The 23793-nt window shown below is 71.3% G+C and carries 19 protein-coding genes; 3 read left to right on the top strand and 16 right to left on the bottom strand.

What is annotated here, in order from left to right:
- Nucleotides 1-37 precede the first annotated feature (37 nt).
- From Q0818_RS12030 to Q0818_RS12020, 3 genes are read right to left on the bottom strand one after another with little or no spacing between them, the layout of a single operon-like run.
- Nucleotides 38-406, bottom strand: coding sequence for a hypothetical protein (locus tag Q0818_RS12030; protein ID WP_136587889.1), 369 nt, complete (start codon nt 404-406; stop codon nt 38-40).
- Nucleotides 403-1296 (bottom strand): tRNA pseudouridine(55) synthase TruB, encoded by an 894-nt coding sequence (gene truB, locus Q0818_RS12025; RefSeq protein ID WP_298875029.1) that lies wholly within the window; start codon nt 1294-1296, stop codon nt 403-405. The genes Q0818_RS12030 and truB overlap by 4 nt, the downstream gene beginning before the upstream one ends.
- Entirely contained in the window at nt 1296-1802 is a 507-nt protein-coding gene (locus Q0818_RS12020) for a hypothetical protein (RefSeq protein WP_298875027.1), read from the bottom strand. Before Q0818_RS12020 ends, truB begins: the two co-directional genes overlap by 1 nt.
- A 149-nt stretch (nt 1803-1951) precedes the next feature.
- Between Q0818_RS12020 and Q0818_RS12015 the strand changes: the two genes are divergently transcribed.
- Entirely contained in the window at nt 1952-2830 is an 879-nt protein-coding gene (locus Q0818_RS12015; RefSeq protein WP_298875024.1) for an A/G-specific adenine glycosylase, read from the top strand.
- A 216-nt stretch (nt 2831-3046) separates the two neighbouring features.
- On the opposite strand, the gene rbfA is transcribed toward Q0818_RS12015, so the two are convergent.
- The 7 genes from rbfA to Q0818_RS11980 form a co-directional block, all read right to left on the bottom strand.
- Nucleotides 3047-3526 carry a 30S ribosome-binding factor RbfA gene (gene rbfA, locus Q0818_RS12010; RefSeq protein ID WP_298875021.1) on the bottom strand — a complete coding sequence of 160 codons (480 nt, stop codon included), beginning with the start codon at nt 3524-3526 and terminating at the stop codon, nt 3047-3049.
- A 216-nt stretch (nt 3527-3742) separates the two neighbouring features.
- Nucleotides 3743-6562 carry a translation initiation factor IF-2 gene (gene infB / locus Q0818_RS12005; RefSeq protein WP_298875018.1) on the bottom strand — a complete coding sequence of 940 codons (2820 nt, stop codon included), beginning with the start codon at nt 6560-6562 and terminating at the stop codon, nt 3743-3745.
- A 93-nt stretch (nt 6563-6655) separates the two neighbouring features.
- On the bottom strand, nt 6656-6907 hold the full coding sequence (locus Q0818_RS12000) for a YlxR family protein (protein ID WP_298875015.1): 252 nt from the start codon (nt 6905-6907) through the stop codon (nt 6656-6658).
- Nucleotides 6908-6940: 33 nt separating this feature from the next.
- Complete coding sequence (gene nusA / locus Q0818_RS11995) at nt 6941-7930, bottom strand: transcription termination factor NusA (protein ID WP_298875012.1); 990 nt, start codon at nt 7928-7930, stop codon at nt 6941-6943.
- A 245-nt stretch (nt 7931-8175) separates the two neighbouring features.
- Nucleotides 8176-8778: an HD domain-containing protein gene (locus Q0818_RS11990; protein WP_298875009.1), complete on the bottom strand. Its 603-nt coding sequence runs from the start codon at nt 8776-8778 to the stop codon at nt 8176-8178.
- Between the two features lie 289 nt (nt 8779-9067).
- Nucleotides 9068-11563 carry a glycogen/starch/alpha-glucan phosphorylase gene (locus Q0818_RS11985; protein WP_298875006.1) on the bottom strand — a complete coding sequence of 832 codons (2496 nt, stop codon included), beginning with the start codon at nt 11561-11563 and terminating at the stop codon, nt 9068-9070.
- 94 nt (nt 11564-11657) lie between these two features.
- Nucleotides 11658-13496 carry a lipase family protein gene (locus tag Q0818_RS11980; protein ID WP_298875004.1) on the bottom strand — a complete coding sequence of 613 codons (1839 nt, stop codon included), beginning with the start codon at nt 13494-13496 and terminating at the stop codon, nt 11658-11660.
- A gap of 75 nt (nt 13497-13571) precedes the next feature.
- On the opposite strand from Q0818_RS11980, the gene Q0818_RS11975 reads away from it, so the two are divergent.
- Nucleotides 13572-14381, top strand: coding sequence for a DUF1206 domain-containing protein (locus Q0818_RS11975; RefSeq protein WP_298875002.1), 810 nt, complete (start codon nt 13572-13574; stop codon nt 14379-14381).
- Nucleotides 14382-14473: 92 nt separating this feature from the next.
- On the opposite strand, the gene Q0818_RS11970 is transcribed toward Q0818_RS11975, so the two are convergent.
- The 6 genes from Q0818_RS11970 to ispG form a co-directional block, all read right to left on the bottom strand.
- Nucleotides 14474-15295 (bottom strand): aldo/keto reductase, encoded by an 822-nt coding sequence (locus Q0818_RS11970; RefSeq protein WP_298874999.1) that lies wholly within the window; start codon nt 15293-15295, stop codon nt 14474-14476.
- Nucleotides 15296-15460: 165 nt separating this feature from the next.
- On the bottom strand, nt 15461-17257 hold the full coding sequence (locus Q0818_RS11965) for a proline--tRNA ligase (protein ID WP_298874996.1): 1797 nt from the start codon (nt 17255-17257) through the stop codon (nt 15461-15463).
- 48 nt (nt 17258-17305) lie between these two features.
- Entirely contained in the window at nt 17306-18496 is a 1191-nt protein-coding gene (locus tag Q0818_RS11960) for a hypothetical protein (RefSeq protein ID WP_298874994.1), read from the bottom strand.
- Complete coding sequence (locus Q0818_RS11955) at nt 18493-19023, bottom strand: sigma-70 family RNA polymerase sigma factor (RefSeq protein WP_298874992.1); 531 nt, start codon at nt 19021-19023, stop codon at nt 18493-18495. The genes Q0818_RS11960 and Q0818_RS11955 overlap by 4 nt, the downstream gene beginning before the upstream one ends.
- 74 nt (nt 19024-19097) lie before the next feature.
- Nucleotides 19098-20282 (bottom strand): benzoate/H(+) symporter BenE family transporter, encoded by a 1185-nt coding sequence (locus Q0818_RS11950; protein ID WP_298874989.1) that lies wholly within the window; start codon nt 20280-20282, stop codon nt 19098-19100.
- Nucleotides 20283-20356: 74 nt separating this feature from the next.
- Nucleotides 20357-21508, bottom strand: a complete 1152-nt coding sequence (gene ispG, locus Q0818_RS11945; RefSeq protein ID WP_298874986.1) for a flavodoxin-dependent (E)-4-hydroxy-3-methylbut-2-enyl-diphosphate synthase — start codon at nt 21506-21508, stop codon at nt 20357-20359.
- A 214-nt stretch (nt 21509-21722) separates the two neighbouring features.
- On the opposite strand from ispG, the gene Q0818_RS11940 reads away from it, so the two are divergent.
- The gene (locus Q0818_RS11940) at nt 21723-23672 is read left to right on the top strand and encodes a chorismate-binding protein (protein WP_298874983.1); all 1950 of its coding nucleotides are present in this window, start codon (nt 21723-21725) and stop codon (nt 23670-23672) included.
- The last annotated feature ends 121 nt before the right edge of the window (nt 23673-23793 follow it).

Raw genomic sequence — 23793 nt, 5'->3', positions numbered from 1 at the left:
CCCGCCGCGGCCGCCCGGGCCACGGCATCCTGATCCCTCAGGCGATCTGCACCGTCCAGATCACGTGCATGCGCCACACCATCACGGCGACCGCGAGGGCGGCGACCCCCATCACGACGGTGCTCCACCGGCTGCGCTCGAGCAGCGCCCACGCGACGCCCGCGATCGGCACGAGGGCCGCCGACACGAGGTAGGTCCAGAACTCGAGCAGGCTGCCCGAGGGCGGATTGCCGGCGAACGGCGCGATGATCGCGACCACGATCTGCACGATGAGCAGCAGCTCGATGAGCGCGAGCGAGCCCACGGTGACGTCTCCGGGGCGTCGGCCGATCAGCCCCGCGCCGACCGCGACGAGACCCGCGAGCACGGCGAGCCCCACCTGCACGAGGGTGAACCACAGGATCATCGGGCAACCTCCTCGGGCATGTTCATGACGCTCTTGAGCTGGGTGCCGCGCTTCTCGACGACACCGACCAGACGGCCATCGGGGTCGATGGCGGCGGCGACCGGGCCGGTCAATCGCCCACCGCCGTCGATGCGCTTGCCGTGGCGCAGATCGCGCGCCTCGTCGGCGCCCACCGCGAGCGCTCCCATCACGACCGCCGCTGCCGTCGCCGGGGCGAGCAGCGCGTCTTCGGAGAGGTCGTCGACGGATGCCGCGGCCGCGACGTCGAACGCCCCGATGCGGGTGCGCCGGAGCGCCGTCAGATGCCCGCCCACGCCGAGAGCGCGGCCGAGATCACGGGCGAGCGCGCGGATGTACGTGCCGCTCGTGCAGTCCACGACGACGTCGAGCTCGATGGTGCCGTTTCCCCGGCGCGTGGCGCGCACGTCGAAGCGCGAGACCGTGACCCGTCGGGACGTCAGTTCGACCTGCTCCCCCGCGCGCGCGAGGTCGTACGCCCGCCGCCCGGCGACCTTGATCGCCGACACCGTGCTCGGAACCTGGTCGATCTCGCCGGTGAGGGCGGCGATGCCCGCCGAGATCGCCTCATCGGCGACGGCCTCGACCGCGTCGGCATCCGCCCGCGCGGTCTCGACCCCGTCGGCGTCGTCGCTGTCGGTCGACACCCCGAGAAGGATGGTGGCCTCGTACGTCTTGTCGGCGCCGACGATATAGGTGAGGAGCCGGGTCGCGCCCTCGACGCCGAGCACGAGAAGGCCCGTCGCCATGGGGTCGAGGGTGCCCGCGTGGCCGATCTTGCGCGTCCCGAGGGCCTTGCGCGCGCGGGACACCACGTCGTGGCTGGTGATGCCTCCCGGCTTGTCGACCAGGAGGATGCCGGGACGCACCATCAGCAGAAGTCTCCGAACACCTGCACGGGGTGGGCGGGGTCGGAGTTCTCGACGATGACCGACGCGGCCGCCTTCGGCCGTGCCGTGGCGAGGTAGTGCTTCTCGGCATCCGGACGCTCCGGGCGCGGAGCACCGAGGGGAGGGTTGCTCTCGAGCCAGATCGAGAAGTTCCACAGCCCGCGCACGTCGGGATTGTGCAGGAAGCGGCCCGACACCACGAGGACCGCATCGGCGGGCGCGACGTCCCCCGGGCCGAAGGACTCACCCGCACGGAAGGGGCCGATCACCGCCTCGCGGACCTGCGGGGCCCCGTCGGCGACGGAGACGTGGAACGCCGCCGTGCCCTCTTCGACGATCGCCTTCTCGAATTCGCCGGCGAAGTCCATCGCCGCGCCGAGATCGAGCGCGTCGACCGCCACGACCACGCGCCCCGCGCGGTTGTTCTGCCGCATCAGGTCGCGCAGGCTCCGCTGCAGATCGGGGACGGTGTTCTCGGTCGACGCCATGCCTCCAGCCTACTTTCGCCCACCGACACCCGCCCTCCCCGGCGTCGCTCTCCCTCCGGATGCCCCTCGGCACCGCGACGAGAAATCCGCGCACGAACGGGCCCTCCGCGGAGGGCACCGCCGCGTGTCCGCGACCGTAGGCTGGACGGATGCCAGGACTCGCCGCTCCGCTCATCGACTGGTATCGCGACGCAGCGCGCGACCTGCCGTGGCGGCGTCCCGGGTTCGGAGCGTGGGGCACGCTCGTGAGCGAGTTCATGCTGCAGCAGACCCCCGTCGCCCGCGTCATCCCTCACCTCGAGGCCTGGCTGACCCGCTGGCCCGCCCCGGCCGACCTCGCCGCCTCTCCCCCGGGCGACGCCGTGACCCAGTGGGCGAACCTCGGATACCCGCGCCGTGCCCTCTGGCTGCACCGGGCGGCGGTGGAGATCCGCGACCGCCACGACGGCGTCGTCCCCCGCGACGTCGACGCCCTGCTCGCCCTCACCGGCATCGGCGACTACACCGCGCGCGCGGTGGCGGTCTTCGCGTACGGCGACCGGCATCCCGTCGTCGACACGAACACCCGGCGCGTGCTCGCCCGAGCCGTCGAGGGTCGTGCGCAGCCCGGCCCCCCGCACCGTCGCGACCTGGAACGGATGGATGCCGAGCTCCCCGCCGACATCGCGGCCGCCGCGGTCGTGAACGCCGCCGCCATGGAGCTCGGCGCCCTCGTGTGCACGGCGCGATCGCCGCGGTGCGACGCGTGCCCCCTGGCCGCGCAGTGCGCCTGGCGGGCGGCCGGGTACCCGGCATCCGAGGACCGGCGCCGCAAGCAGGCGACCTACGAGGGCAGCGATCGGCAGGCGCGCGGCGCCGTTCTCAAGACCCTCCGCGACGCCGCGCCGGCCTCCGTGCCGCTGTTCGCCGTCCTCCCGACCTGGCCGGATGCCGCGCAGCGCGACCGCGCGATCGACTCGCTCATCGCCGACGGCCTCGCCGAAGCGATCGAGGATCACCTGCGCCTGCCGGGGCACCCGGCATCCTGATCACCGCCGTCCGGCCGCAATCCCCCGCGCCCGCGTCGCGAGCGCACCGTCCTGCGGATCCCACGGCCGACGCGCCGCCCGGCCCGCCTCCCCCACGGCGCGCCGCCGACGAACTCCGCCCGACGGCACGCCCCACACCTCGGCACCGACGGGGAGAACGACGAACGGCCGGATGCCACGCCCTCGGGGCGGCATCCGGCCGTGCGAACCGTGGGCTCAGGCCCGGGCGGCCTCGTCCTCGTCGTCGAGCTCGTCCTGGTCGAGGTCGTCCTCGTCGTCTTCGCGCGGCTTGACGTACGGGTCGGCGTCGCCCGCGTACGCGGCCGAAGCGGCGAGACCCGCAACCGACTCGTCGCGCTCGCGCGCCTCGCGCAGCAGCGCCGAGATGTGGTCGGCGTTCTCGGGGATGCCGTCGAGGATGAACTCCAGCGACGGCGTCAGACGGGTGTTGAGGTTCTTGCCCACCTCGCTGCGCAGCATGCCGGTCGCGGACTTCAACGCCGCGGCGGTGTCGGCGCGGTGCGCCTCGTCACCCATGACGGTGTAGAACACCGAGGCGTGCTGGAGGTCACCCGTGACCCGCACGTCGGTGATGGTCACGAACCCGAGCCGCGGGTCGCGCAGCCCTTTCTCGAGCCGCTCCGCGAGCACCACGCGAATCCGGTCCGCCACCCGTGCCTGTCGTTCCCCTGCCATCGCCTTCTCCTTCTTCCAATACCGCCGCGAGTCGAGTGCCCCGCGGCTCATCGCCGGGTGAGGGCCCCGTTGGGCGACGCTGCACCCAGCGTAGGCCGGAGGGGGGTGTGCATTCCTCCGAGCATCGGGGTAGGGGCCCCGCTCTGCTCGGGGGAATGCACACCCCCGCAGGCCGAAGCGGGAGCCGCGCCCATCAGCGCGACCCCCGCTTGACGATCAGCCTCGCGGCTTCTCGACCATTTCCGTCGTTTCGATCTCGTCACCGATCTGGATGTCGTTGAACTTGCCGAGACCGATACCGGCCTCGAAGTCCGTCCGCACCTCGGTGACGTCGTCCTTGAAGCGGCGCAGCGACTCGATGGCGAGGCCATCGGCCAGCACGACACCGTCGCGGATGACGCGAGCCTTGGCGTTTCGCGTGATCGTTCCCGATCGCACGATGACACCGGCGATGTTGCCGAACTTCGAGGAGCGGAACACCTCGCGGATCTCGGCGACACCCGACTGCACCTCTTCGAACTCCGGCTTGAGCAGGCCCTTGAGTGACTGCTCGACGTCGTCGATCGCGTTGTAGATGACCGAGTAGAAACGCACGTCGACACCCTCGCGAGCGGCCCGCTCGCGGGCCTTCGTATCCGGACGGACGTTGAAGCCGATCACGATCGCGTTGTCGATCGTGGCCAGGTTGATGTCCGACTCGGTGATCGCACCCACACCGCGGTGGATGATGCGCAGCTGGACGCTGTCGTCGACCTCGATCTTGAGCAGCGACTCCTCGAGCGCCTCGACGGCACCCGACACGTCGCCCTTGATGATGAGGTTGAGCGACTCGACCTTGCCCTCTTCGAGAGCACGGGTGAAGTCCTCGAGCGAGATGCGCTTGCGGGCCTTGGCCAGCTGGGCGTTGCGCTCGGCGGCTTCGCGCTTCTCGGCGATCTGACGCGCGGTGCGGTCCTCCTCGGTGACGATGAAGACGTCACCGGCGCGGGGCACGGAGTTCAGACCCTGCACCTGCACGGGACGCGACGGGTAGGCCTCTTCGACCGCTTCGCCGTTCTCGTCCATCATCGCGCGGACACGGCCGTACGCCGTGCCGGCGACGATCGCGTCGCCGACGCGCAGGGTTCCGGACTGGATGAGCACCGTGGCGACCGAACCGCGACCCTTGTCGAGCTTCGCTTCGATCGCGACACCGCGAGCAGCCTTGTTCGGGTTGGCCGTGAGGTCCAGACCCGCGTCGGCGGTGAGCAGCACGGCATCCAACAGAGCCTGGATGTTGAGGTTCTGACGAGCCGACACGTCGACGAACATGACGTCTCCGCCGTACTCCTCGGCGACCAGACCGTACTCGGTGAGCTGCTGACGCACCTTGGCCGGGTTGGCGTCGGGCTTGTCGACCTTGTTGACCGCGACCACGATGGGCACGTTCGCCGCCTGGGCGTGGTTCAGCGCCTCGACCGTCTGGGGCATGATGCCGTCGTCGGCCGCGACCACGAGGATCGCGATGTCGGTCACCTGCGCACCACGGGCACGCATGGCGGTGAACGCCTCGTGACCCGGGGTGTCGATGAAGGTGATCGCGCGCTCGATGCCCTCGTGCTCGGTCCAGATCTGGTACGCACCGATGTGCTGCGTGATGCCGCCGGCCTCGCCCGCGACCACGTTGGTCTGGCGGATGGCGTCGAGCAGTCGCGTCTTACCGTGGTCGACGTGACCCATGACGGTGACCACGGGAGGACGGATCTCGAGATCGTCCTCGCTCTCGGCCTCGAGCTCGGCATCGAGGTCGAGACCGAAGCCCTCGAGGAGCTCCTTGTCTTCGTCCTCGGGCGAGACCATCTGGATCTTGTAGCCGAGCTCGGCACCGAGCACCTCGAAGGTGGCCTCGTCGAGCGATTCGGTCGCGGTGGCCATCTCACCCAGGTTGAACAGGATGGTCACGAGCGTGCCGGGCTGCACGGTGTAGCCGCGCAGCGCCTCGAGCTTGTCGGCGAAATCGGCGATGGAGGCACCGCGGCGCAGGCGGATGATCTCGCCGTTGCCCTTCGAGACGTTGACGCCGCCGACGACCGGCGCCGACCGCATCTCGAATTCCTGCCGCTTCGCCCGACGCGACTTGCGCTGCTTCGACTTGCCGCCGCCCTTACCGAAGGCACCCGCGGTACCACCGCCGGGACCACGGCCACGGCCACCGCCGCCACCGGGACGACCGGCGAAACCGCCACCGGGAGCGCCGCCACCGGGGCGCTGGAAGCCGCCGCCGGCACCGCCGGGACGACCGGGACCGCCGGGACGCTGCTGGAACGGGGCGCCGGGACGACCGCCGCCGCCGGGACGACCGGCACCACCGGGGCGCGGAGCACCGGGACGCGGGGCGCCGGGGCGCGGAGCCTGGGGACGCGGGATGTTGCCGGGCGTCGGGCGCTGGCCCATGCCCTGCGCCGAGGCGAAGGGGTTGTTGCCCGGACGGGGACCGGCGGGACGCTGGCCCATGCCCTGCGACGAGGCGAAGGGGTTGTTGCCCGGACGCGCGCCACCGGGGCGCGGGGGCGAGCTGGGGCCGGGCTTGGGCGCACCGGCACCGGCACCGGCACCGGGAGCGGGAGCCGCCGACGGAGCCGCGGGCTTCGCGCCGGGCTTGGCCGGTGCAGCGGGAGCGGGGGTCGACGCCGCGGGAGCCGAGGCGGCCGGGGCGGATGCCGCGGGAGCCGGGGCGGCCTCGGGAGCCGCCGGAGCGGCGGGCTTGGCGGGGCCGGGGGTCGGGCCGGAGGGACGGGCGCCGGGGGTCGCCGCGGGACGCGCGGGACCGGGACGGGCACCCGATGCCGGGCGCGCCGACGGGGCGGCGGGCTTGGCATCCGAGGATCCCGACGAGCCTTCGGCCGCGAGGGCGGCGCGGAGCTTACGGGCCACCGGGGGTTCGATGGTGGATGAGGGGCTCTTGACGAATTCGCCGAGCTCCTTCAGCTTCGCAAGCGCGACCTTGCTGTCGACGCCGAGCTCGGAAGCGATCTCGTGCACGCGTGGTTTTGCCACAATTCTCCTGTCTGAGGGCCTACCCCGGACAGGGCAGACCGCTAGTTGCGGACGGGTCTCATTTCGAGCCGTTCACTTCGTGTCCATAGCCGTTCAGCCTTTTCGCTGGAGGGTTGATTCGAAGGTCTGCGTGTCAAGCGGGCCTGACACACGCAATGCTCGTACGAAGGCGCGACGCGCGAGAGCTTTTCTCACGCACGCGTCCGTCTCGTGCACCCACGCTCCCCGTCCCGGCAGAACCGCTCGCTCGTCAGCGACGAGGATCGATCCCTGGGCGACCACACGCAGAAGCGAGGACCGGGGGGCGCGTGCGCGGCATCCGACGCACGTTCGTACTGGTTCCATCGTACACCTCGCCGTCGGCTCAGCGACGGACGCTCAGTTGTCTTCGAGGATGCTGTCCGGCTGGATGTCGATCTTCGCGCCGGTCAGCTTGGCGGCGAGGCGGGCGTTCTGGCCCTCCTTGCCGATCGCCAGCGACAGCTGGTAGTCGGGCACCAGTGCGCGGACGGCCTTGGTCGAGGCGTCGAGCACGAAGGACGACGTGACCTTCGCCGGAGACAGCGCGTTGGCGACGAAGCGCGGCAGCTCCGCGTCGTAGTCGATGATGTCGATCTTCTCGCCGGCGAGCTCCTCGGTGACCGCGCGCACGCGGCGACCGAGCTCTCCGATGCAGGCGCCCTTGGCGTTCACCGTCGGATCGTTGGCCTTGACGGCGATCTTGGAACGGTGGCCGGCCTCGCGGGCGAGCGAGACGATCTCGACCAGGCCCGCGGCGATCTCGGGCACCTCGAGGGCGAACAGCTTGCGCACGAGACCCGGGTGCGTGCGCGACACGGTGATCTGCGGGCCCTTGTTGCCCTTCGCGACGCTCGTGACGTACACGCGCAGGCGCGAGCCGTGCGAATAGGTCTCGCCCGGAACCTGCTCCTCGGGCGGGAGGATCGCCTCGACCGTGCCGAGGTCGACGTGCACCATGCGGGGGTTGGGGCCCTGCTGCACGACTCCGGCGACGATGTCGCCCTCCTTGCCGCGGAACTCCCCGAGCACCGCGTCGTCGGCGATGTCGCGCAGACGCTGGCTGATGACCTGCTTGGCGGCGAAGGCGGCGATGCGACCGAAGTCGTCGGGAGCCTGCTCCTCTTCGCCGATGACGGCGCCCTCGTCGTCGGTGACGGGGGTGAAGATGCCCACGTGACCGGTCTTGCGGTCGAGCGAGGCCCGCGCCCCGGCCGGGATCTCGCCGGACGGCGAGATGTGCTTGGCGTAGGCGGTCAGGATCGCCTGCTCGATGATGCGCGCGAGTTCGTCGAAGGGGATCTCCTTCTCGCGTTCGATCGTCTTCAGAAGTGCGAGATCGATGTCCACAAGGCCCTCCGTTGTTCAGCTTTCGTCGACGCGACCGGCGCCGACAACCCTCCTACGATACCCGGGATGCCACCCCGCTCGCGACCTGCGGAGCGATACCCGGCACCGTCGCGCAGCGGATCTCCGAGGCTGCTCCGTCGCGCTCGGCGACACGACGCAGGAGAGCGCAGGAGGAATGGCGCGTCGCGCGGCCACGGGCGGTCTCGCCGATCCTCCCGCATCGTGTCGGTTCGACTCCGCCGCCCTCAGAGCCGCTCGAGCGGATTCGCGGCGAGCTTGGCCACTACTCCCCCGTCGACCAGGCGCCGCGCGGCGGTGTCGGGCTTGCGCGCGGCCTGGTCGCGAACGCATGCGCCGAACTCCTCGGCGAGGGCTCCGCGCGGGTGAGCCGCGAGCACCTCGCGGCGGAAGTCCTTGGGCAGCGCGTCGGGGCGGGCCCCCGAGATGTCGAGACCGGTCGCGATCTCGAGCAGGTGGCCCTCGGCATCCCTCTCCACGTCGACGTGCGGCCAGTTGTGCCGCACGATCACCTCGAGCACCCGGGCGCGACGCTCCGCGGGCCACCCGGCTCCGGCGGTGAGGGCCACGCCGACGTGTCCACCGGCGTGCTCGTAGGAGATCGTGTGGTTGTCGAACTCCGTGACCGTGCCGATGTCGTGCAGCACGGCGGCGACGTAGAGCAGCTCGTGGTCGATCCCGGTGATGCCGTCGACGCGGGCGAACGCCTCCGCCCACAGCCACGACCGCAGCCCGTGCGCCGTGATCGCGGGCGACTGGTACTGCCGGGCGAGCGCGAGGGCACCGCGGGCGGCGAGGGTGTCGGGTGCGGGGAAGTCGCTGATGCGCACGGGGCCTCCGGGATCGAGTGGACTCCCACTCTCGCCCAGGTCGACCCCTCGGCGCCGTCGCCGGTCGGCCAGCCTTCGCAGCCTTCCCGCCAGCGTGGGTGCACAACTCAGGAAAAACGGCGCCGCGCGCCGCGACGCCTGCGCAATTCCGCGGTGCGCGTGCCGCGCGGCATCCGAGATTCCGGAGTCATGCACGCACCGCGGCCGTCACCGGCCCGCGTTCCGGCGGCAGGACGACGGATGCCGCGACCCCGGGCGAGCGCCCGGGTCGCGGCATCCGGAGACCGCGTCAGCTCACCGGGGTGGCGTGCCAGATGCGGTCGAGGTAGTCGCGCATCGCGCGGTCGGAGGAGAAGTAGCCGCTGCGCGCGACGTTGAGGATCGCCGAACGCACCCACCCGTCCTGGTCCGCGTAGGCGGCGTCGACGCGCTCCTGTGCGTCGAGGTAGGACGAGAAGTCGGCGAGCGCCATGAACCGGTCCTCGTAGAGGAGGTTCGACACCAGCGGCTCGAAGACCGTTCGGTCGCCGTCGGAGAAGGCTCCCGACGCGATGAGATCGATGGCGCTGCGCAGCCGCTCGTCGCGCTGGTAGAACTCGGCGGGACGGTAGCCGTCGGCCCAGAGCGCCTCGACCTCGGGCTCGCTCATCCCGAACAGGAAGAAGTTGTCGTCGCCGACGAGCTTCCGGATCTCGACGTTCGCGCCGTCGTCCGTGCCGATGGTCAGGGCGCCGTTGAGGGCGAGCTTCATGTTGCCGGTGCCCGACGCCTCCTTGCCGGCGAGCGAGATCTGCTCCGACAGGTCGGCCGCGGGGATGATGCTCTCGGCGAGGGTGACGTTGTAGTTCGCCGGGTAGAGGACCTTGAGCTTGCCCTGCACGCGCTCGTCGGCGCTGACGACCTCGCCGACGGCGTTGATGAGGTGGATGATGCGCTTGGCCATGCCGTAGCCCGGAGCGGCCTTCGCGCCGAAGAGGAAGGTGCGGGGCTGCACGGCATCCACGTCGAGCCGGCCGGTGACGATGCCCTCGTAGGTGCTGACGATGTGCAGCACCTTGAGCGTCTGCCGCTTGTACTCGTGCAGGCGCTTGATCATGACGTCGATGAGGTGGTCGTCCGACAGCGGGGTCTCTCCGCGCGCCTCGAGCACGCGACTGAGCCGACGCTTGTTCGACGCCTTCACGGCCGCGAACCGCTCGCGGAAGTCGGCGTCGTCGGCCAGGGCCTCCAGACCCCGCAGGCGCTCGAGGTCGACGGTCCACCCGGCGCCGAGCGCCTCGGTGATGAGGGCCGAGAGGTCGGGGTTCGCCAGGCGCAGGAAGCGACGGGGCGTGACGCCGTTGGTGACGTTGGTGAACTTGTCGGGCCACATCGTGGCGAAGTCCTTCAGCACGTTGTCGCGCAGCAGCTGCGAATGCAGTTCGGCGACGCCGTTGACCTTCGAGCCGGCGACCGTGGCGAGGTAGGCCATGCGCACGGAACGGGAGGGGTGCTCACCGATGATCGACATGTTGCGGATGAGCATCTCGTCGTCGCCGAAGCGCTCGCGCACCTCGAGCAGGAACTCGTCGTTGATGCGGTAGATGATCTCGAGGTGTCGCGGCAGCAGGCGGCCCAGCAGATCGACCGACCACACCTCGAGAGCCTCGGGCAGCAACGTGTGGCACGTGTAGGCGAAGCACTTCTGCGTGATCGCCCATGCGGCATCCCACTCGAGTTTCTTCTCGTCGACGAGCACGCGCATGAGCTCGGGGACGCCGATGACGGGGTGCGTGTCGTTGAGCTGGAAGATCACGCGCTCGGGCAGGTTCTCGAGATCGAAGTCCTCGGGCAGGACGTTCTCGATGAAGTCGGCGATGGATGCCGCGACGAAGAAGTACTGCTGCTGCAGGCGCAGCTCCTTGCCCTGGGGCGTGGAGTCCTCGGGATAGAGCACCTTGGAGATGTTCTCGGCGAAGGTCTGCGCGCGCACCGACTCGACGTAGTCGCCGGAGTTGAAGGTGTGCAGGTCGAACGCGTTCGTGGCAACCGCGCGCCACAGGCGCAGGGTGTTGACGCGGCCGTTGTGATATCCGGGGACCATCATGTTGTAGGGCACCGCGAGCACGTTCCACTCGGGCACCCAGCGGGTGCGCTCGACGCCCTCGTCGTCGTAGGTCTCGGTGGTGCCCGCGAACGAGATGGTCTGTGCGGCCTCGGGGTGGGCGAAGTCCCACGGCGATCCCATGCGCAGCCAGGCGTCGGGCTGCTCGATCTGCTGACCGTCGGCGAAGGCCTGGCGGAAGATGCCGTACTCGTATCGGATGCCGTAGCCGATGGCGGGGATGCTCATGGTCGCGAGCGAGTCCACGAAGCACGCGGCGAGACGGCCCAGGCCACCGTTGCCCAGGCCCGGTTCGATCTCGACCTGGCGCAGGTCGTCGATGTCGATGCCGCACTGCGCGAGCGCCTCGGTGGCGATGTCGGTCAGACGCGCCGCGAGGAGGTTGTTGTCGAGCTGACGACCCAGCAGGTATTCGGCCGAGAGGTAGCAGACGGTCTTGTTCTGCTGCGCCTTCTGCTGCGCGCGGTCGTCGAACCATCGCGCCATGAGGTAGTCGCGCACCGTGTACGCGAGGGCCAGGTACTGATCGTTGACGTCGGAGGTCGACAGCGTCACGCCCTGGTCGAAGTTGAGGTTCTGCAGGAACTGTTTCGCGAAGCCGTCGACGGATGCCGCAGGGGCGACGACGGGCGCGAGGGCCAGGGGGTGAGTCGGACGCAGCTCAGGGGTGTTGTCGGGCACGTTCCGACCGTACGCAGGTCGACCCCGCACTGCCAAGGCGGATCGGAATCGACACACGATCTTCACCCGAACGCCGCACGTCTCCCGCCGGGGATCAGCGCAGCCCGCACCCGTCGACGACCTGGTCGCGACCCTCGATGAGGTTCTTCGTCCAGCTGTACAGCACGGGCAGGAAGCGCGACTTGGGCAGGATCGGGCGCAGATGGTCGTAGCCGGCGTAGGTCGCCCACCGCACCGCCTGCCCTTCGGCGCACAGCTCCTGCACGTAGTCGCGCTGCAGCTTGGGCGGGATGACCTCGTCATCCGCGCCCCATGCGACGAGCATCGGGGTGCCGAGCGGCTCGGTCATCGCGTTCTCGGCGAGGCGGCGGCCGAGCGCGCCGTCGGTGAGGTCGGCGTTGTAGAGCGGGCGGTCCTCGCTCACCCCGAGGGCGGTGAGCACCGAGACGACCACGCCGGGCTCGCTGGGGCACCGCTGGGTCATCTCGAGCACGATCGAGCGGGATCCTTCGGCGATGTAGTCGTCGAGATGCACGTCGGCGTAGGTCTCGGAATACGGCACGAGCACCCACGACGTGATGACCGACAGCATCGCGTTCGGGGGTCCCGACAGCAGCTCGCGCGCCAGCGCGGGCGGGTCGGCGACGGGGGCCACCACCGCGGTGCCCAGCACGTCGATGCCGGGCGCGTAGTCCTCGGCGATCGCGGTGGTCCACAGGGCCGCGTGGCCACCCTGCGAATGCCCCCACACCACGGTGTCGGGCGAGAGGGTGAGATCGGTGCGAAGTTCGCTCGCGGCCAGGACGGCGTCGAGCGACGACCGGGCCTCTCCCTTTCCGATCAGGTACGGATACGCGCCGGGGGCGCCCTGGCCCGAGAAGTCGGAGGCGACCACGACCCACCCGGCCTTGAGCGCCTGCTCGAGCGCGGGGATCGACCACTTCGTCGCAGACGCGTCGCGCAGGCTCGGGGCGCACCCCTGGGCCACACCCGTCGTGCCGTGGTTCCAGACGATGACGGGGCGCGGACCCGGCGGCAGATCCTTCGGCACGATGACGAGCGCGCTGGCCACGGCGGGGCGGTTGGCGGCATCCCGGGTCGTGTAGAGCATCCGCGTGACGTCGCCGTTCTCGGGGAGGCGCCCGAGGTAGGCGTCGGAGCGGATGAGACGACCGTGTCCGCTCGGCACCTCGGCCGGCGGGTCGTAGAACGCGTCGACCACGGGGGCGCCCGCATCGAGCCAGTCGTTGAGCCACCACCCTCCAGCCGCGGTGGCCACGAGCACGAGGGACAGGGCGTAGCGCCCGGCCGCCGCCCAGCGGGCGCGCACGCGCCGACGCCGCACGGCGCGCTGCGCGTCGAACGGCTCCGCGCGATCGCGCGGGCGACGGATGCCGACCGCCCCGCGCCAGAACACGCCCAGGCCGAACACGATCGTGCGCACGCCGAACACGACGGCCAGCACGAGCACCGTCACGTCGGGCCAGGTGAAGGAGAGGACGCCGAAGGCGATCTGCGCGACGCCCCACGAGAGCGCGAGGATGCGTGCGCTCGCTCCCCCGCGACTGACGGCCCGGCCGATCGAGGCGAGGCCACCGATCACCAGCAGCACCGCGAGCACCGGCGGCAGCAGCTCGAGGCTGCGTCCGAGCCACACGAGCACCGCCAGGCCCGCGAGGATCCACGCGGCCGACACCGATCGCGCCCACCAGCTCGCCGGGCGTCCGACGAGCTCGACGATGCCCATGACGACCGCGCTCGCCCCCACGTAGACGCCCAGCAGCACGAGCGAGGTGAGGGGTCGCGAGACGATCAGCACACCGAGCGCCACCACGATCGCACCGATCACGAGCAGCACGCGCGGAGGGGCGTTGCGCACGAGGGCGGGGAGGGCGTTCCACCGTCGCGCGTGCGGTCGGCGGGTGGCGGGCATCAGGCCATGATAGGCATCGCCGGCACGCGCCTCGGGCCGGTCGCCGCCTCCCCCGCGACGGCATACGGTGGCGGGATGCCGACCTCCGCCCGCACCGCCGCCCGTGACGCCGCGGCGAACCCCGCGTTCCGCGTCGCCGCGCGCGCGGGCTACGGCGCCAACGGCATCCTGCACCTGCTCATCGGCGGGCTCGTGATCGCGGTGGGCCTCGGCGCCCAGGAGGACAGTGATCAGACCGGGGCGTTCCGCGCCCTCGCGGCGGCGCCGCTGGGCGCGGCCGCGCTGTGGGCCCTGGCGGTGGGGCTCGTCGCCCTCGGCGGGTGGCACCTGCTGCAGGCGTTCGCGCCACGCCGCCTCACGGTGTGGCGCCGGATCGGCCGCATCCTCACCGAGGCGCCGCAGGGCGTGGTCTTCGTCGCGGTCGGGCTCGTCTCGGCATCCGTCGCCCTCGGCTCGCGCCCTCACGCCGAGCAGGCCGCGGAGAACCTCAGCGAAGGGGTGCTGACGTGGTCGGTGGGCGGATTCGTGCTCGGCGCCGTGGGAGCGGTGGTGGCCGCCGTCGGCGTCGGCTTCGCGTGGATGGGGGTGCGCCGCTCGTTCCACTCCAAGGTGCGCACGCCCGACGGCCCCCTCGGCTTCGCCCTCACGGCGCTCGGGGTGGTGGGATTCGTGACGAAGGGGCTGGCGCTGCTGATCATCGGGGCCCTGCTCGTCGTCGCCGCCATCACCGTCGAGCCCGACACGGCGGGGGGACTCGACGGTGCCGTCTCAGCCGTGATCGCGCTGCCCGCCGGCCCCGTTCTGGCATGCCTGGTCGGCCTCGGCTTCCTCGCCTACGGCGTGTTCACGATTTTCCGCGCGCGTTACGCCCGTCTCGACGCCTGAGAGCCGGCCCTCGCCTCTCGCGGCGGCCGAGTCCCCCCCGCGCGGTTCTCGCACGCGACGCCCGACGGACGAGGACGCCGACGTGGCCCGCCTCAGTCGAGGTCGGGGTTGCGGCCGGTACGCTCCGCCGTGTCCAGCGTCGCGATCTGCGCGTGGTCGTCGGCGTCGAGGGTGAAGTCGAACACGTCGCCGTTCTCGCGGATGCGATCAAGCGACACCGACTTCGGGAACACGACGAGGTCGCGATCGAGGTGCCAGCGGATGACGACCTGCGCCGGCGTCTTGCCGTACTTCTCGGCGATGCGGGCCAGGACCGGCTCGTCGAGCAGCCCCCCGCGCGCGAGGGGCGCCCACGCCTCGGTGACGATGCCGTGGGCGGCGTGCCACGCCACGAGCTCGTTCTGCGGGAAGCGGGGGTGCAGCTCGACCTGATTGACCGCCGGGAGCACCCCGGTCTCGTCGCGCAGGCGCTCGAGGTGCGGCACCGAGAAGTTGCTCACCCCGATCGAGGTGGCGCGCCCCTCTTGCTGCAACCGCAGCAGCGCCCTCCACGTGTCGACGTAGCGGTCGGCGCTCGGGATCGGCCAGTGGATGAGGTACAGGTCGACCCGCTCGAGCCCGAGCTTCTCCGCGCTCGCGTCGAATGCGCGCAGCGTCTGATCGAAGCCCTGGTCGTCGTTCCAGACCTTCGTCGTGACGAACACCTCGTCGCGGGCGACGCCCGACGCCCGCAGCCCTTCGCCCACCTCGGCCTCGTTGCCGTAGAGGGCCGCGGTGTCGATGTGGCGGTAGCCCGCGGCGATCGCTCCCTCGACGAGGTCGGCGGTGACCTCGGCGGGCACCTTGTAGGTGCCGACGCCGAGCTGGGGGATCGTGGAACCGTCGCTGAGCGACAGGCGGGGCGCGGAGATCATGGCATCCACGCTATCGACCCGGAGGGCGCCCCGCGGCCTCTTGACCGCCCTCCCCCGACACCCTCCGGACACGGCGAGACGGCACCTCGCCGACGCGTCGGCTGCAGCCTGCAACCGTTCCGTCGGCGGGATGCCGTCTCGCGATGAGGGGACGGGCGTGGGAGTTCAGCGCGTCAGAGCCGCCAGAGCGTCGTCGACCGACACGGTGTCGCGCTCGCCCGTGCGGCGGTCCCACAGCTCCACCTGTCCCTCGGCCGCGCCGCGGCCGACGATGAGGATTCGCGGGATGCCGACGAGCTCGGCGTCGCCGAACTTCACACCCGGCGAGACCTTGGGACGGTCGTCATACAGCACGTCGAGACCGGCGGCCTCGAGCTGCGCGGACACGGAGGCGGCGAGATCGAAGGCCACGGCATCCCGACCCGTCGCGACGACGTGCACGTCGAAGGGGGCGACCGAGGCGGGCCAGATGAGGCCCTTGGCGTCGTTGTTGAGCTCGGCGATGATCGCGAGGATGCGGGTGACCCCGATGCCGTACGAGCCCATCGTGACGGTGGCGAGCTTGCCGTTCTCGTCGAGCACCTTCAGGCCCAGAGCCTCGGCGTACTTGCGACCGAGCTGGAAGACGTGACCGATCTCCATGCCGCGCGCCAGCTCCACGGGGCCCGAGCCGTCGGGGGCCGGGTCGCCGGGGCGCACGGTGGCGACCTCGACGAAACCGTCGCCGACGAAGTCGCGGCCCGCCACGAGGGAGTGCACGTGCTTCTGATCGACGTTCGCGCCGGTGATCCACGCGGTGCCGTCGACGACGCGGGGGTCGAGCACGTAGCGGATCTTCGTCGCCGACTCCTCGCCCAGCACGGGGCCGGTGGGCGACCAGGGACCGATGTAGCCCTTGACCAGCAGCGGGCTCTTCGCGAAGTCCTCGTCGGTCGCGGCTTCGACCTCGGCCGGGGCGAACGCCACTTCGACGCGCTTGTCGTCGACGTCGCGATCGCCGGGAAGGCCCACGACGACCAGCTCGCGCGTGCCGTCGAGGTGGGTGAGCGCGAGCACCACGTTCTTGAGCGTGTGCGCGGCCGTCCACTGCGTCGCCTCGGCGGTGGCGGGGCCTGCGATGCCGGCGGCGGGGGCCTCGAGGTGCGCGTTGGCGTGATCAACGAGGGTCGCGATCGTGGGGGTGTTCGGGGAGTCGAAGATGACGGCATCCGGCTGTCCGTCGATCGGGAGCGACTCCGGCGCGACCGTCGTGAAGGCCTCGACGTTGGCGGCGTACCCGCCGGCGGAGCGCACGAACGTGTCCTCGCCGATGGGGGTCGGGTGCAGGAACTCCTCCGACTTCGAGCCGCCCATCGCGCCCGCGTCGGCGGCGACGATGACGTACTCGAGGCCCAGGCGCGTGAAGATGCGCTCGTAGGCGTCGCGCTGCGCCTGGTACGACGCGTCGAGGCCGGCATCCGTCGCGTCGAACGAATAGGCGTCCTTCATCGTGAACTCGCGGCCGCGCAGGAGGCCAGCGCGGGGGCGCGCCTCGTCGCGGTACTTGTCCTGGATCTGGTAGATCGTCAGCGGCAGGTCCTTGTACGACGAGTAGAGGTCCTTCACCAGGAGGGTGAACATCTCCTCGTGCGTGGGAGCGAGGAGGTAGTCGGCGCCCTTGCGGTCCTGCAGGCGGAACAGCGCGTCGCCGTACTCCTCCCAGCGGCCGGTGACCTCGTAGGGCTCACGCGGCAGCAGCGCCGGGAAGTGCACCTCGAACGCGCCGGCGTTCGCCATCTCCTCCCGCACGACCGTCTCGATCTTGGCCTTGACCTTCAGACCGAGTGGCAGCCACGCGAAGATGCCCGGGGCGTTGCGGCGGATGTATCCGGCGCGCACGAGCAGGCGGTGGCTCGTGACCTCGGCATCCGAGGGGTCTTCGCGGAGCGTGCGGAGGAAGTAGTTCGACAGACGGGTGACCACGAGAGTCGAGTCTAGGCCGCGCAGGAGGGCGGGGCGGATGCCGGCGCTTCAGCCCCGCACGCCCGGGTCTTCGGCGAGCCGCGACACGAGGTCGACCCACTCGCCGGTCTCCCTCCCGCCCCCGAACACGGTGAGCCTGGTCTCCCCGACCACGGCGATGATCGTGACCGCGCCCCCGTTCTCTGCGTCGTCCTCGATCCAGGCGGCCGACGTTCCCGGGATCTCGATCGCTCGCATGCCGCGCTCTTCGAGATCGTCCGCGGAGGGCGCGCCCAGCAGCGGCTGCGTGTAGGAGCCGAGAGCGAGGGCTCGCCCGGTGTCGTCAGACGGATACGACGACCAGCCGCAGAAGCGGACGACCCCCGTGGAGACGCCGATGTCCCAGACCGGTCCCGAGGGGACGGTGTCGCTGGGGTATCCCTCCTCGACGTCGGCGCCCGCCCAGTCGGACACGAGCGCGTCGAAGTCTCTGCACGCCGGGAGGGGCTGCCCGGTCACTTCGGCGCGGGGAACGCCGACAGCGCCCGCGAGGCGCGTCTCCACCAGGGAGAGCACGTCTTCCGACGCCGCGCGCACGCGATCCACCGCCGCGGAGACCTCGGGCGACGGCTCGAGGTTGTACCCCGGGTCCCACCAGTTCACGCCGATCCACAGGTCACCGATCGTCTTCTCGGCGAGGCACAATTGGCCGGGCTCGCATCGCTCGTCGGCGCGCCACGCGTCCATGACGCCGGCGGGCACCACCGCACTCGGAAGTACTGTCACGCTGAAGCCGTCCTGGTCGGTCGACCACACGCACGACAACCCGCCCAGCAGTCCCAGGGTGTCGTTCTGCCGAGGCGGCGTCGAACGGATGCTGTTGACGAAGGGCGACGCGACCGCTCCCCGGACGAATGCGTCGGCCTCGTCGGCGTCGAGCAGCTCCGTACAGTCGCCATCGAGCACGACAGCCGCCTCCGGCGGTGCGGAAGGCGTCGCCGTCGGCGCGCTCGGGCTCGGCGAGGGCAGAGGGTCGATCACCGACACCGTCGCCGTCGGTGACGGCGTCGTCGCGATCTGCGCCGCGCCGAGGGTCGACGTCACCGCCACTCCCCCGGCGATGCCGATCACCAGCACGGCCGCGATCGACCCGGAGACGACCGCGTTGCGGTGCACCCCGACGGGCTTGATCCCGCGGGCTCCGCCCACGATGCGCGCGCGCAGGGCGGCGCGCTCGGAGGGCGTCAGTTCGTCGTTCATGCCCGTGCCCCTTCCAGCGCGAGCTCATCGCGCAACTTCGCCTTGGCGCGGGCCAGCCGCGACTTCACCGTTCCGGCCGGGATCCCGAGGGCCTGAGCGACCTCCCGCTCCGAGTAGCCCTCCAGCACCGACAGCACCACCACCGCCTGCTCGCGCTCCGGCAGACGTCTCAACGCCTCCATCACGCCGCTGTCGTCGTGCCCGTGCACCGCCCGCGGCTCGGCCACCGGCGCTCGGTCCAGGAGCGCTCGGTACCGCCGGCTCGAGCGCTCGAGATTGCGTGCGCAGTGCGCCACGGTCGTGAGCAGCCACGGCAGCGGCGACCCGTCGACCAGTCGCACCGTCGCCCGCTTGCGCCACAGCTCGAAGAAGGCGACCGTCACGGCATCCTTCGCGTCCTCCCGATGGGTCAGCAACCGCGAGGCGTGCCGGAACAACCGCCCCTCGAACCGATCGAACAGCGCGGCGAGCGCAAGTTCGTCCCCCTGGCGCACCCGGTCCCACAGCCCGGCGTCGTCATCATCCACACTTCGTAGTGTCCGCGAACCCGCGATCGGTTCACGGGAGGACGACACCGTCGATAACGAAACGGTGTCGACGCTCAGCCGGGTCGCCGACCGAGGTGCAGCGCCGTGCGCACCACGAGTCCGGCCAGCAGCGCCCAGAACGCCGCGCTCACCCCGAGCACCGCGATCCCGGATGCCGCGACGAGGAACGTCACGACGGCCGGGAGGCGCTCGCCCGGGTCGTCGATCGCCTGCTGCACCGCCGATCCGAACGCGCCGAAGAGCGCGACCCCGGCGACGGCGGGGATGACGCCCGCGGGGGCCAGCAGCACGATCGCGGCGAAGGCGGCCGACAGGGCGCCCAGCACGAGGTACGTGGCCCCGGCCGACACGCCCGCCACCCAGCGTCGGCGCGGATCGGGGTGCGCGTCCGGCCCCGCGGCGATGGCCGCGCTGATCGCGCCGAGGTTCATCGCGTGCCCGCCGAAGCCGGCCGCCGCCGCCGACCCGAGACCGGTGACGAGCATCGCGGGACGCCACGGGATCGTGTAGCCGAGGCTCTTCATCACCGCCACCCCCGGCACGTTCTGCGACGCCATCGTTACCACGAACAGGGGCAGGGCGATGCCCACGACGGCGCCGACCGTGAGCGTTGGAACGGTGATCTCCAGGCGCGGCAGCAGGGAGGCGGCATCCGCCTGCACTCCCCTGCTCGACAGCGACACCGCCACCACGACGATCGCCGCCACGAAGGCGATCGGCACCGCCCAGCGCGGCAGCAGTCGGGATGACACGAGCCACACGATCAGCACGGGGGCCACGCCCCACGGGTCGTCGACGAGGCCGACGAACGGCGCGACGCACAGGGGAAGGAGCACACCGGCGAGCATCGCCTGCGCGATCGAGGGAGGGATGCGGGCGATGAGTGCGCCCAAGGGCGGGAACAGCGCCGTGCACAGGATGAGCGCAGCGCACACGAGGAACCCGCCCACGACCGCGGACCAGCCGCCGTCGACCGCGCCCGTCGCCGCCAGCAGCGCGACACCCGGCGTGGACCACGCGACCGTGATCGGGATGCGATACCGCGACGCGAGCACGACGCACCCGATGCCCACGACGAGCGTGATGGCGAGCAGCCCGCTCGCCGCCTGCGCGGGAGATGCGCCGACCGCGCGCAGACCCGTCAGAACCACGGCGAACGTGCTCGTGAAGCCGACGAGGGCGGTGACGACCCCGGCGATGAGCGGGCGGACGAGCGAGGGCGCGGGAGTCTCGGTCATGGGACTCCCGACGCTATCGGACCCTCGAGGGCCGACATCGACGCTCCGGCGCGCGGAGACCGGGTGAGACCGGCTCAGGCCGTGATGACCTGCGCCGTCCCGGTGGCTGCGTCGGGGCCCATCTCGTCGGCGAGACGGTTGGCCTCGGCGATGAGCGTCTGCACAATCTCCGACTCGGGCACGGTCTTGACGACCTCTCCCTTGACGAAGATCTGCCCCTTGCCGTTGCCCGAGGCGACGCCGAGGTCGGCGTCGCGGGCCTCTCCCGGTCCGTTGACGACGCAGCCCATGACGGCCACGCGCAGCGGCACGGTCATGTCCTTCAGGCCCTCGGTGACGCTGTCGGCGAGCGAGTAGACGTCGACCTGGGCGCGTCCGCACGAGGGGCACGACACGATCTCGAGCTTGCGCTCGCGCAGATTCAGCGACTGCAGGATCTGGTGGCCGACCTTGACCTCTTCGGCCGGCGGAGCCGACAGCGAGACGCGGATCGTGTCGCCGATGCCCTCCGCGAGCAGGATGCCGAACGCCGTGGCGCTCTTGATGGTGCCCTGGAACGCGGGCCCGGCTTCGGTCACACCGAGGTGCAGAGGCCAGTCGCCGCGCTCGGCGAGCAGGCGGTAGGCCTTGACCATGACGATCGGGTCGTTGTGCTTGACCGAGATCTTGAAGTCGTGGAAGTCGTGCTCCTCGAACAGCGAGGCCTCCCACACGGCGCTCTCCACGAGCGCCTCGGGCGTGGCCTTGCCGTACTTCTCGAGGAGGCGGCGGTCGAGCGATCCGGCGTTGACGCCGATGCGCAGCGAGACACCGGCGTCTTTGGCCGCCTTGGCGATCGCGCCGACCTGGTCGTCGAACTTGCGGATGTTGCCCGGGTTCACGCGCACCGCGCCGCAGCCGGCGTCGATCGCCTGGAAGACGTACTTGGGCTGGAAGTGGATGTCGGCGATGACCGGGATCTGACTCTTCTTCGCGATGATGTGCAGCACGTCGGCGTCGTCCTGCGACGGCACCGCGACACGCACGATCTCGCACCCGGATGCCGTGAGCTCGGCGATCTGCTGAAGGGTGGCGTTGATGTTCGTCGTCGGCGTCGTGGTCATCGACTGGACGCTCACGGGGGCGTCGCCGCCGACGAGCACCTTGCCGACCCGGATCTGACGGGTCTTACGACGGGGAGCGAGGGTCTCCGGCACGCGGGGCATTCCGAGATTCACAGCAGGCACGGGCTCAGCCTACGCCGCCGTCGCTGGACGGAGCCGGAACAGGCTGCGAATGCTCCCTGTGGTAGGTTCGGCGCCATGCGCGCGCATTTCAGCTGGTGGCCCACCGTCTAGGCGGTGAGCACGCGTGCGACAGACCGCCCTCCCTCGGGATCCGGGCGGTCTTCGTGTTTTCGGCGGCCGCGTAGGACCCTCGCTCACAGACGGAAGTACTTCGATGACCGGGCCCGACCCCTCCTCCCTGATCCACGACCTCCTCGCCGGCTCCGCGCCGTTCGCGCTGATCGCGCGCGGCCCCGCCGCGGGTGAAGACGCCACCGTCGAGGTGCTCACCGGCGACGTCGTCGACGTGGACCTGCTCGCCGACATCCCCCTGATGGATGCCGCCGGCGTCGCCCGCGAGGTCCTCGCCCTCGTGCCGTACCGCCAGGTGCGCGAACGCGGCTTCGTCTGCCACGACGACGGCGCCCCGCTGCGATGCCTCGTCATCGGCGAGCGCGTCGTGCTCCCCCGCGCCGGGGTCATGGCATCCCTCCCCTCCGCCCCGATCGCCCTGGAGGGCGCGGGATTCGACATCGCCGACGAGGACTACGCCGACATCGTCCGGCGGGTGATCGCGGAGGAGATCGGCCGCGGAGAGGGCGCGAACTTCGTCATCCGCCGCGACTTCGTGGCCGGGGTCGACGCCGATCCGCGTGCCGCGGCGCTCACCTGGTTCCGGGCGCTGCTCGAGCACGAGAAGGGCGCGTACTGGACCTTCGCGATCGTGACCGAGGGACACGTCGCCGTCGGCGCGAGCCCCGAGGCGCACGTGAGCGCCCGCAACGGCGTCGTCACGATGAACCCGATCTCGGGCACCTTCCGCCACCCCGCGGGCGGGGCGACCGCCGAGACGCTCGCGGAGTTCCTGCGCTCGACCAAGGAGACCGAGGAGCTCTTCATGGTCGTCGACGAGGAGCTGAAGATGATGAGCGCCGTCTGCAGCGACGGCGGGCGCATCACGGGGCCCCATCTCAAAGAGATGTCGCGCCTCACGCACACCGAGTACATGCTGCGCGGGCGCAGCGACCTCGACCCGCGCGACATCCTGCGCGAGACGATGTTCGCGCCCACGGTCACCGGCTCCCCCATGCAGAACGCCTGCACCGTGATCGCCCGCCATGAGACGACCCCGCGCGGGTACTACTCCGGCGTCGCCGCGCTGTTCACGCCCAACGGCAACGCCGAGGGCCCGACGCACGACCTCGACGCACCCATCCTGATCCGCACGGCGTACCTCGTCGACGGCCGCCTGCGCGTGCCCGTGGGCGCCACCCTCGTGCGCCACTCCGACCCGTACGGCGAGGTCGGCGAGACCCACGGCAAGGCCGCGGGCGTGCTCGGTGCGATCGGCGCGATCCCCCGCGACGTGCCGGCGCTCCCCGCCGACGCCGACCCCGACGCGCCCGTCGCCGAGCGACGGCCGCTCGCCGAGGATCCCGCGATCGCCGAGCTCCTGGCATCCCGCAACGACCGCCTCGCGCCGTTCTGGATGAACCCGCAGGACCCCGACGGATCGGGCCCGTTCGCGGGTCGCACGGCCCTGGTCGTGGATGCCGAGGACCGCTTCACCACGATGCTCGCGCACCAGCTGCGCCACCTCGGCCTCGACACCCGCATCGTGCACTGGGCCGACGTCTCCGACACCGACCTGGATGCCGCCGACCTGGTCGTGTCGGGACCAGGACCCGGCGACCCGCGGGACGACACTGCGCGCATGGAGGCCATGCGCCACGTCGTCGGGCGCCGGACCGCTCGGCGCGATCCTCTGCTCGCCGTGTGCCTGAGCCATCAGATCCTCGCCGACTCGCTCGGCATCGAGCTCATGCCGCTCGATCGCCCCCATCAGGGCCTGCAGAAGAGCGTTGACGTGTTCGGCGAGGACGCCTCGATCGGGTTCTACAACACCTTCACCGCGCGCGTGAACCCCGGCGACGGACGCGGGATCTTCTCCGGGCCCGATGCTCCCGTCAGCAGCTTCGACCTCGACGTCGCCGCGGACCCCGAGACCGGCGATGTCTACGCCCTGCGCGGCCCCGGTTTCGCGAGCGTGCAGGGGCACCTGGAGTCGATCCTCTCGCGCGACGGAATGCGCACGCTGGAGCGGCTCATCGCGCACACGCTCTGACGCCGGCCCGCCGCCCGTCCGGGTGGGGGCGCCCGTCGGGACACCGTACCCGCGCGGGGGCCCGGACCCTTCGACAGGCTCAGGGTCCTCCCGGTCCAGGTTGCTGGAGCCGCCGAGCCCT

This window comes from uncultured Microbacterium sp., assembly GCF_947489255.1.
In the GTDB taxonomy this organism is placed as follows: Bacteria; Actinomycetota; Actinomycetes; order Actinomycetales; family Microbacteriaceae; genus Microbacterium; species Microbacterium phycohabitans.
Note: the sequence above shows the minus strand (reverse complement) of the source record. Positions and strands in the feature narration are given on the sequence as shown.

Coding starts and splice junctions, on each gene's coding strand:
- Q0818_RS12030 (WP_136587889.1), bottom strand. CDS start 406: ATGATCCTGTGGTTCACCCTCGTGCAGGTGGGGCTCGCCGTGCTCGCG.
- truB (WP_298875029.1), bottom strand. CDS start 1,296: ATGGTGCGTCCCGGCATCCTCCTGGTCGACAAGCCGGGAGGCATCACC.
- Q0818_RS12020 (WP_298875027.1), bottom strand. CDS start 1,802: ATGGCGTCGACCGAGAACACCGTCCCCGATCTGCAGCGGAGCCTGCGC.
- Q0818_RS12015 (WP_298875024.1), top strand. CDS start 1,952: ATGCCAGGACTCGCCGCTCCGCTCATCGACTGGTATCGCGACGCAGCG.
- rbfA (WP_298875021.1), bottom strand. CDS start 3,526: ATGGCAGGGGAACGACAGGCACGGGTGGCGGACCGGATTCGCGTGGTG.
- Q0818_RS12000 (WP_298875015.1), bottom strand. CDS start 6,907: ATGGAACCAGTACGAACGTGCGTCGGATGCCGCGCACGCGCCCCCCGG.
- Q0818_RS11980 (WP_298875004.1), bottom strand. CDS start 13,496: ATGCCCGCCACCCGCCGACCGCACGCGCGACGGTGGAACGCCCTCCCC.
- Q0818_RS11975 (WP_298875002.1), top strand. CDS start 13,572: ATGCCGACCTCCGCCCGCACCGCCGCCCGTGACGCCGCGGCGAACCCC.
- Q0818_RS11970 (WP_298874999.1), bottom strand. CDS start 15,295: ATGATCTCCGCGCCCCGCCTGTCGCTCAGCGACGGTTCCACGATCCCC.
- Q0818_RS11960 (WP_298874994.1), bottom strand. CDS start 18,496: ATGAACGACGAACTGACGCCCTCCGAGCGCGCCGCCCTGCGCGCGCGC.
- Q0818_RS11950 (WP_298874989.1), bottom strand. CDS start 20,282: ATGACCGAGACTCCCGCGCCCTCGCTCGTCCGCCCGCTCATCGCCGGG.
- Q0818_RS11940 (WP_298874983.1), top strand. CDS start 21,723: ATGACCGGGCCCGACCCCTCCTCCCTGATCCACGACCTCCTCGCCGGC.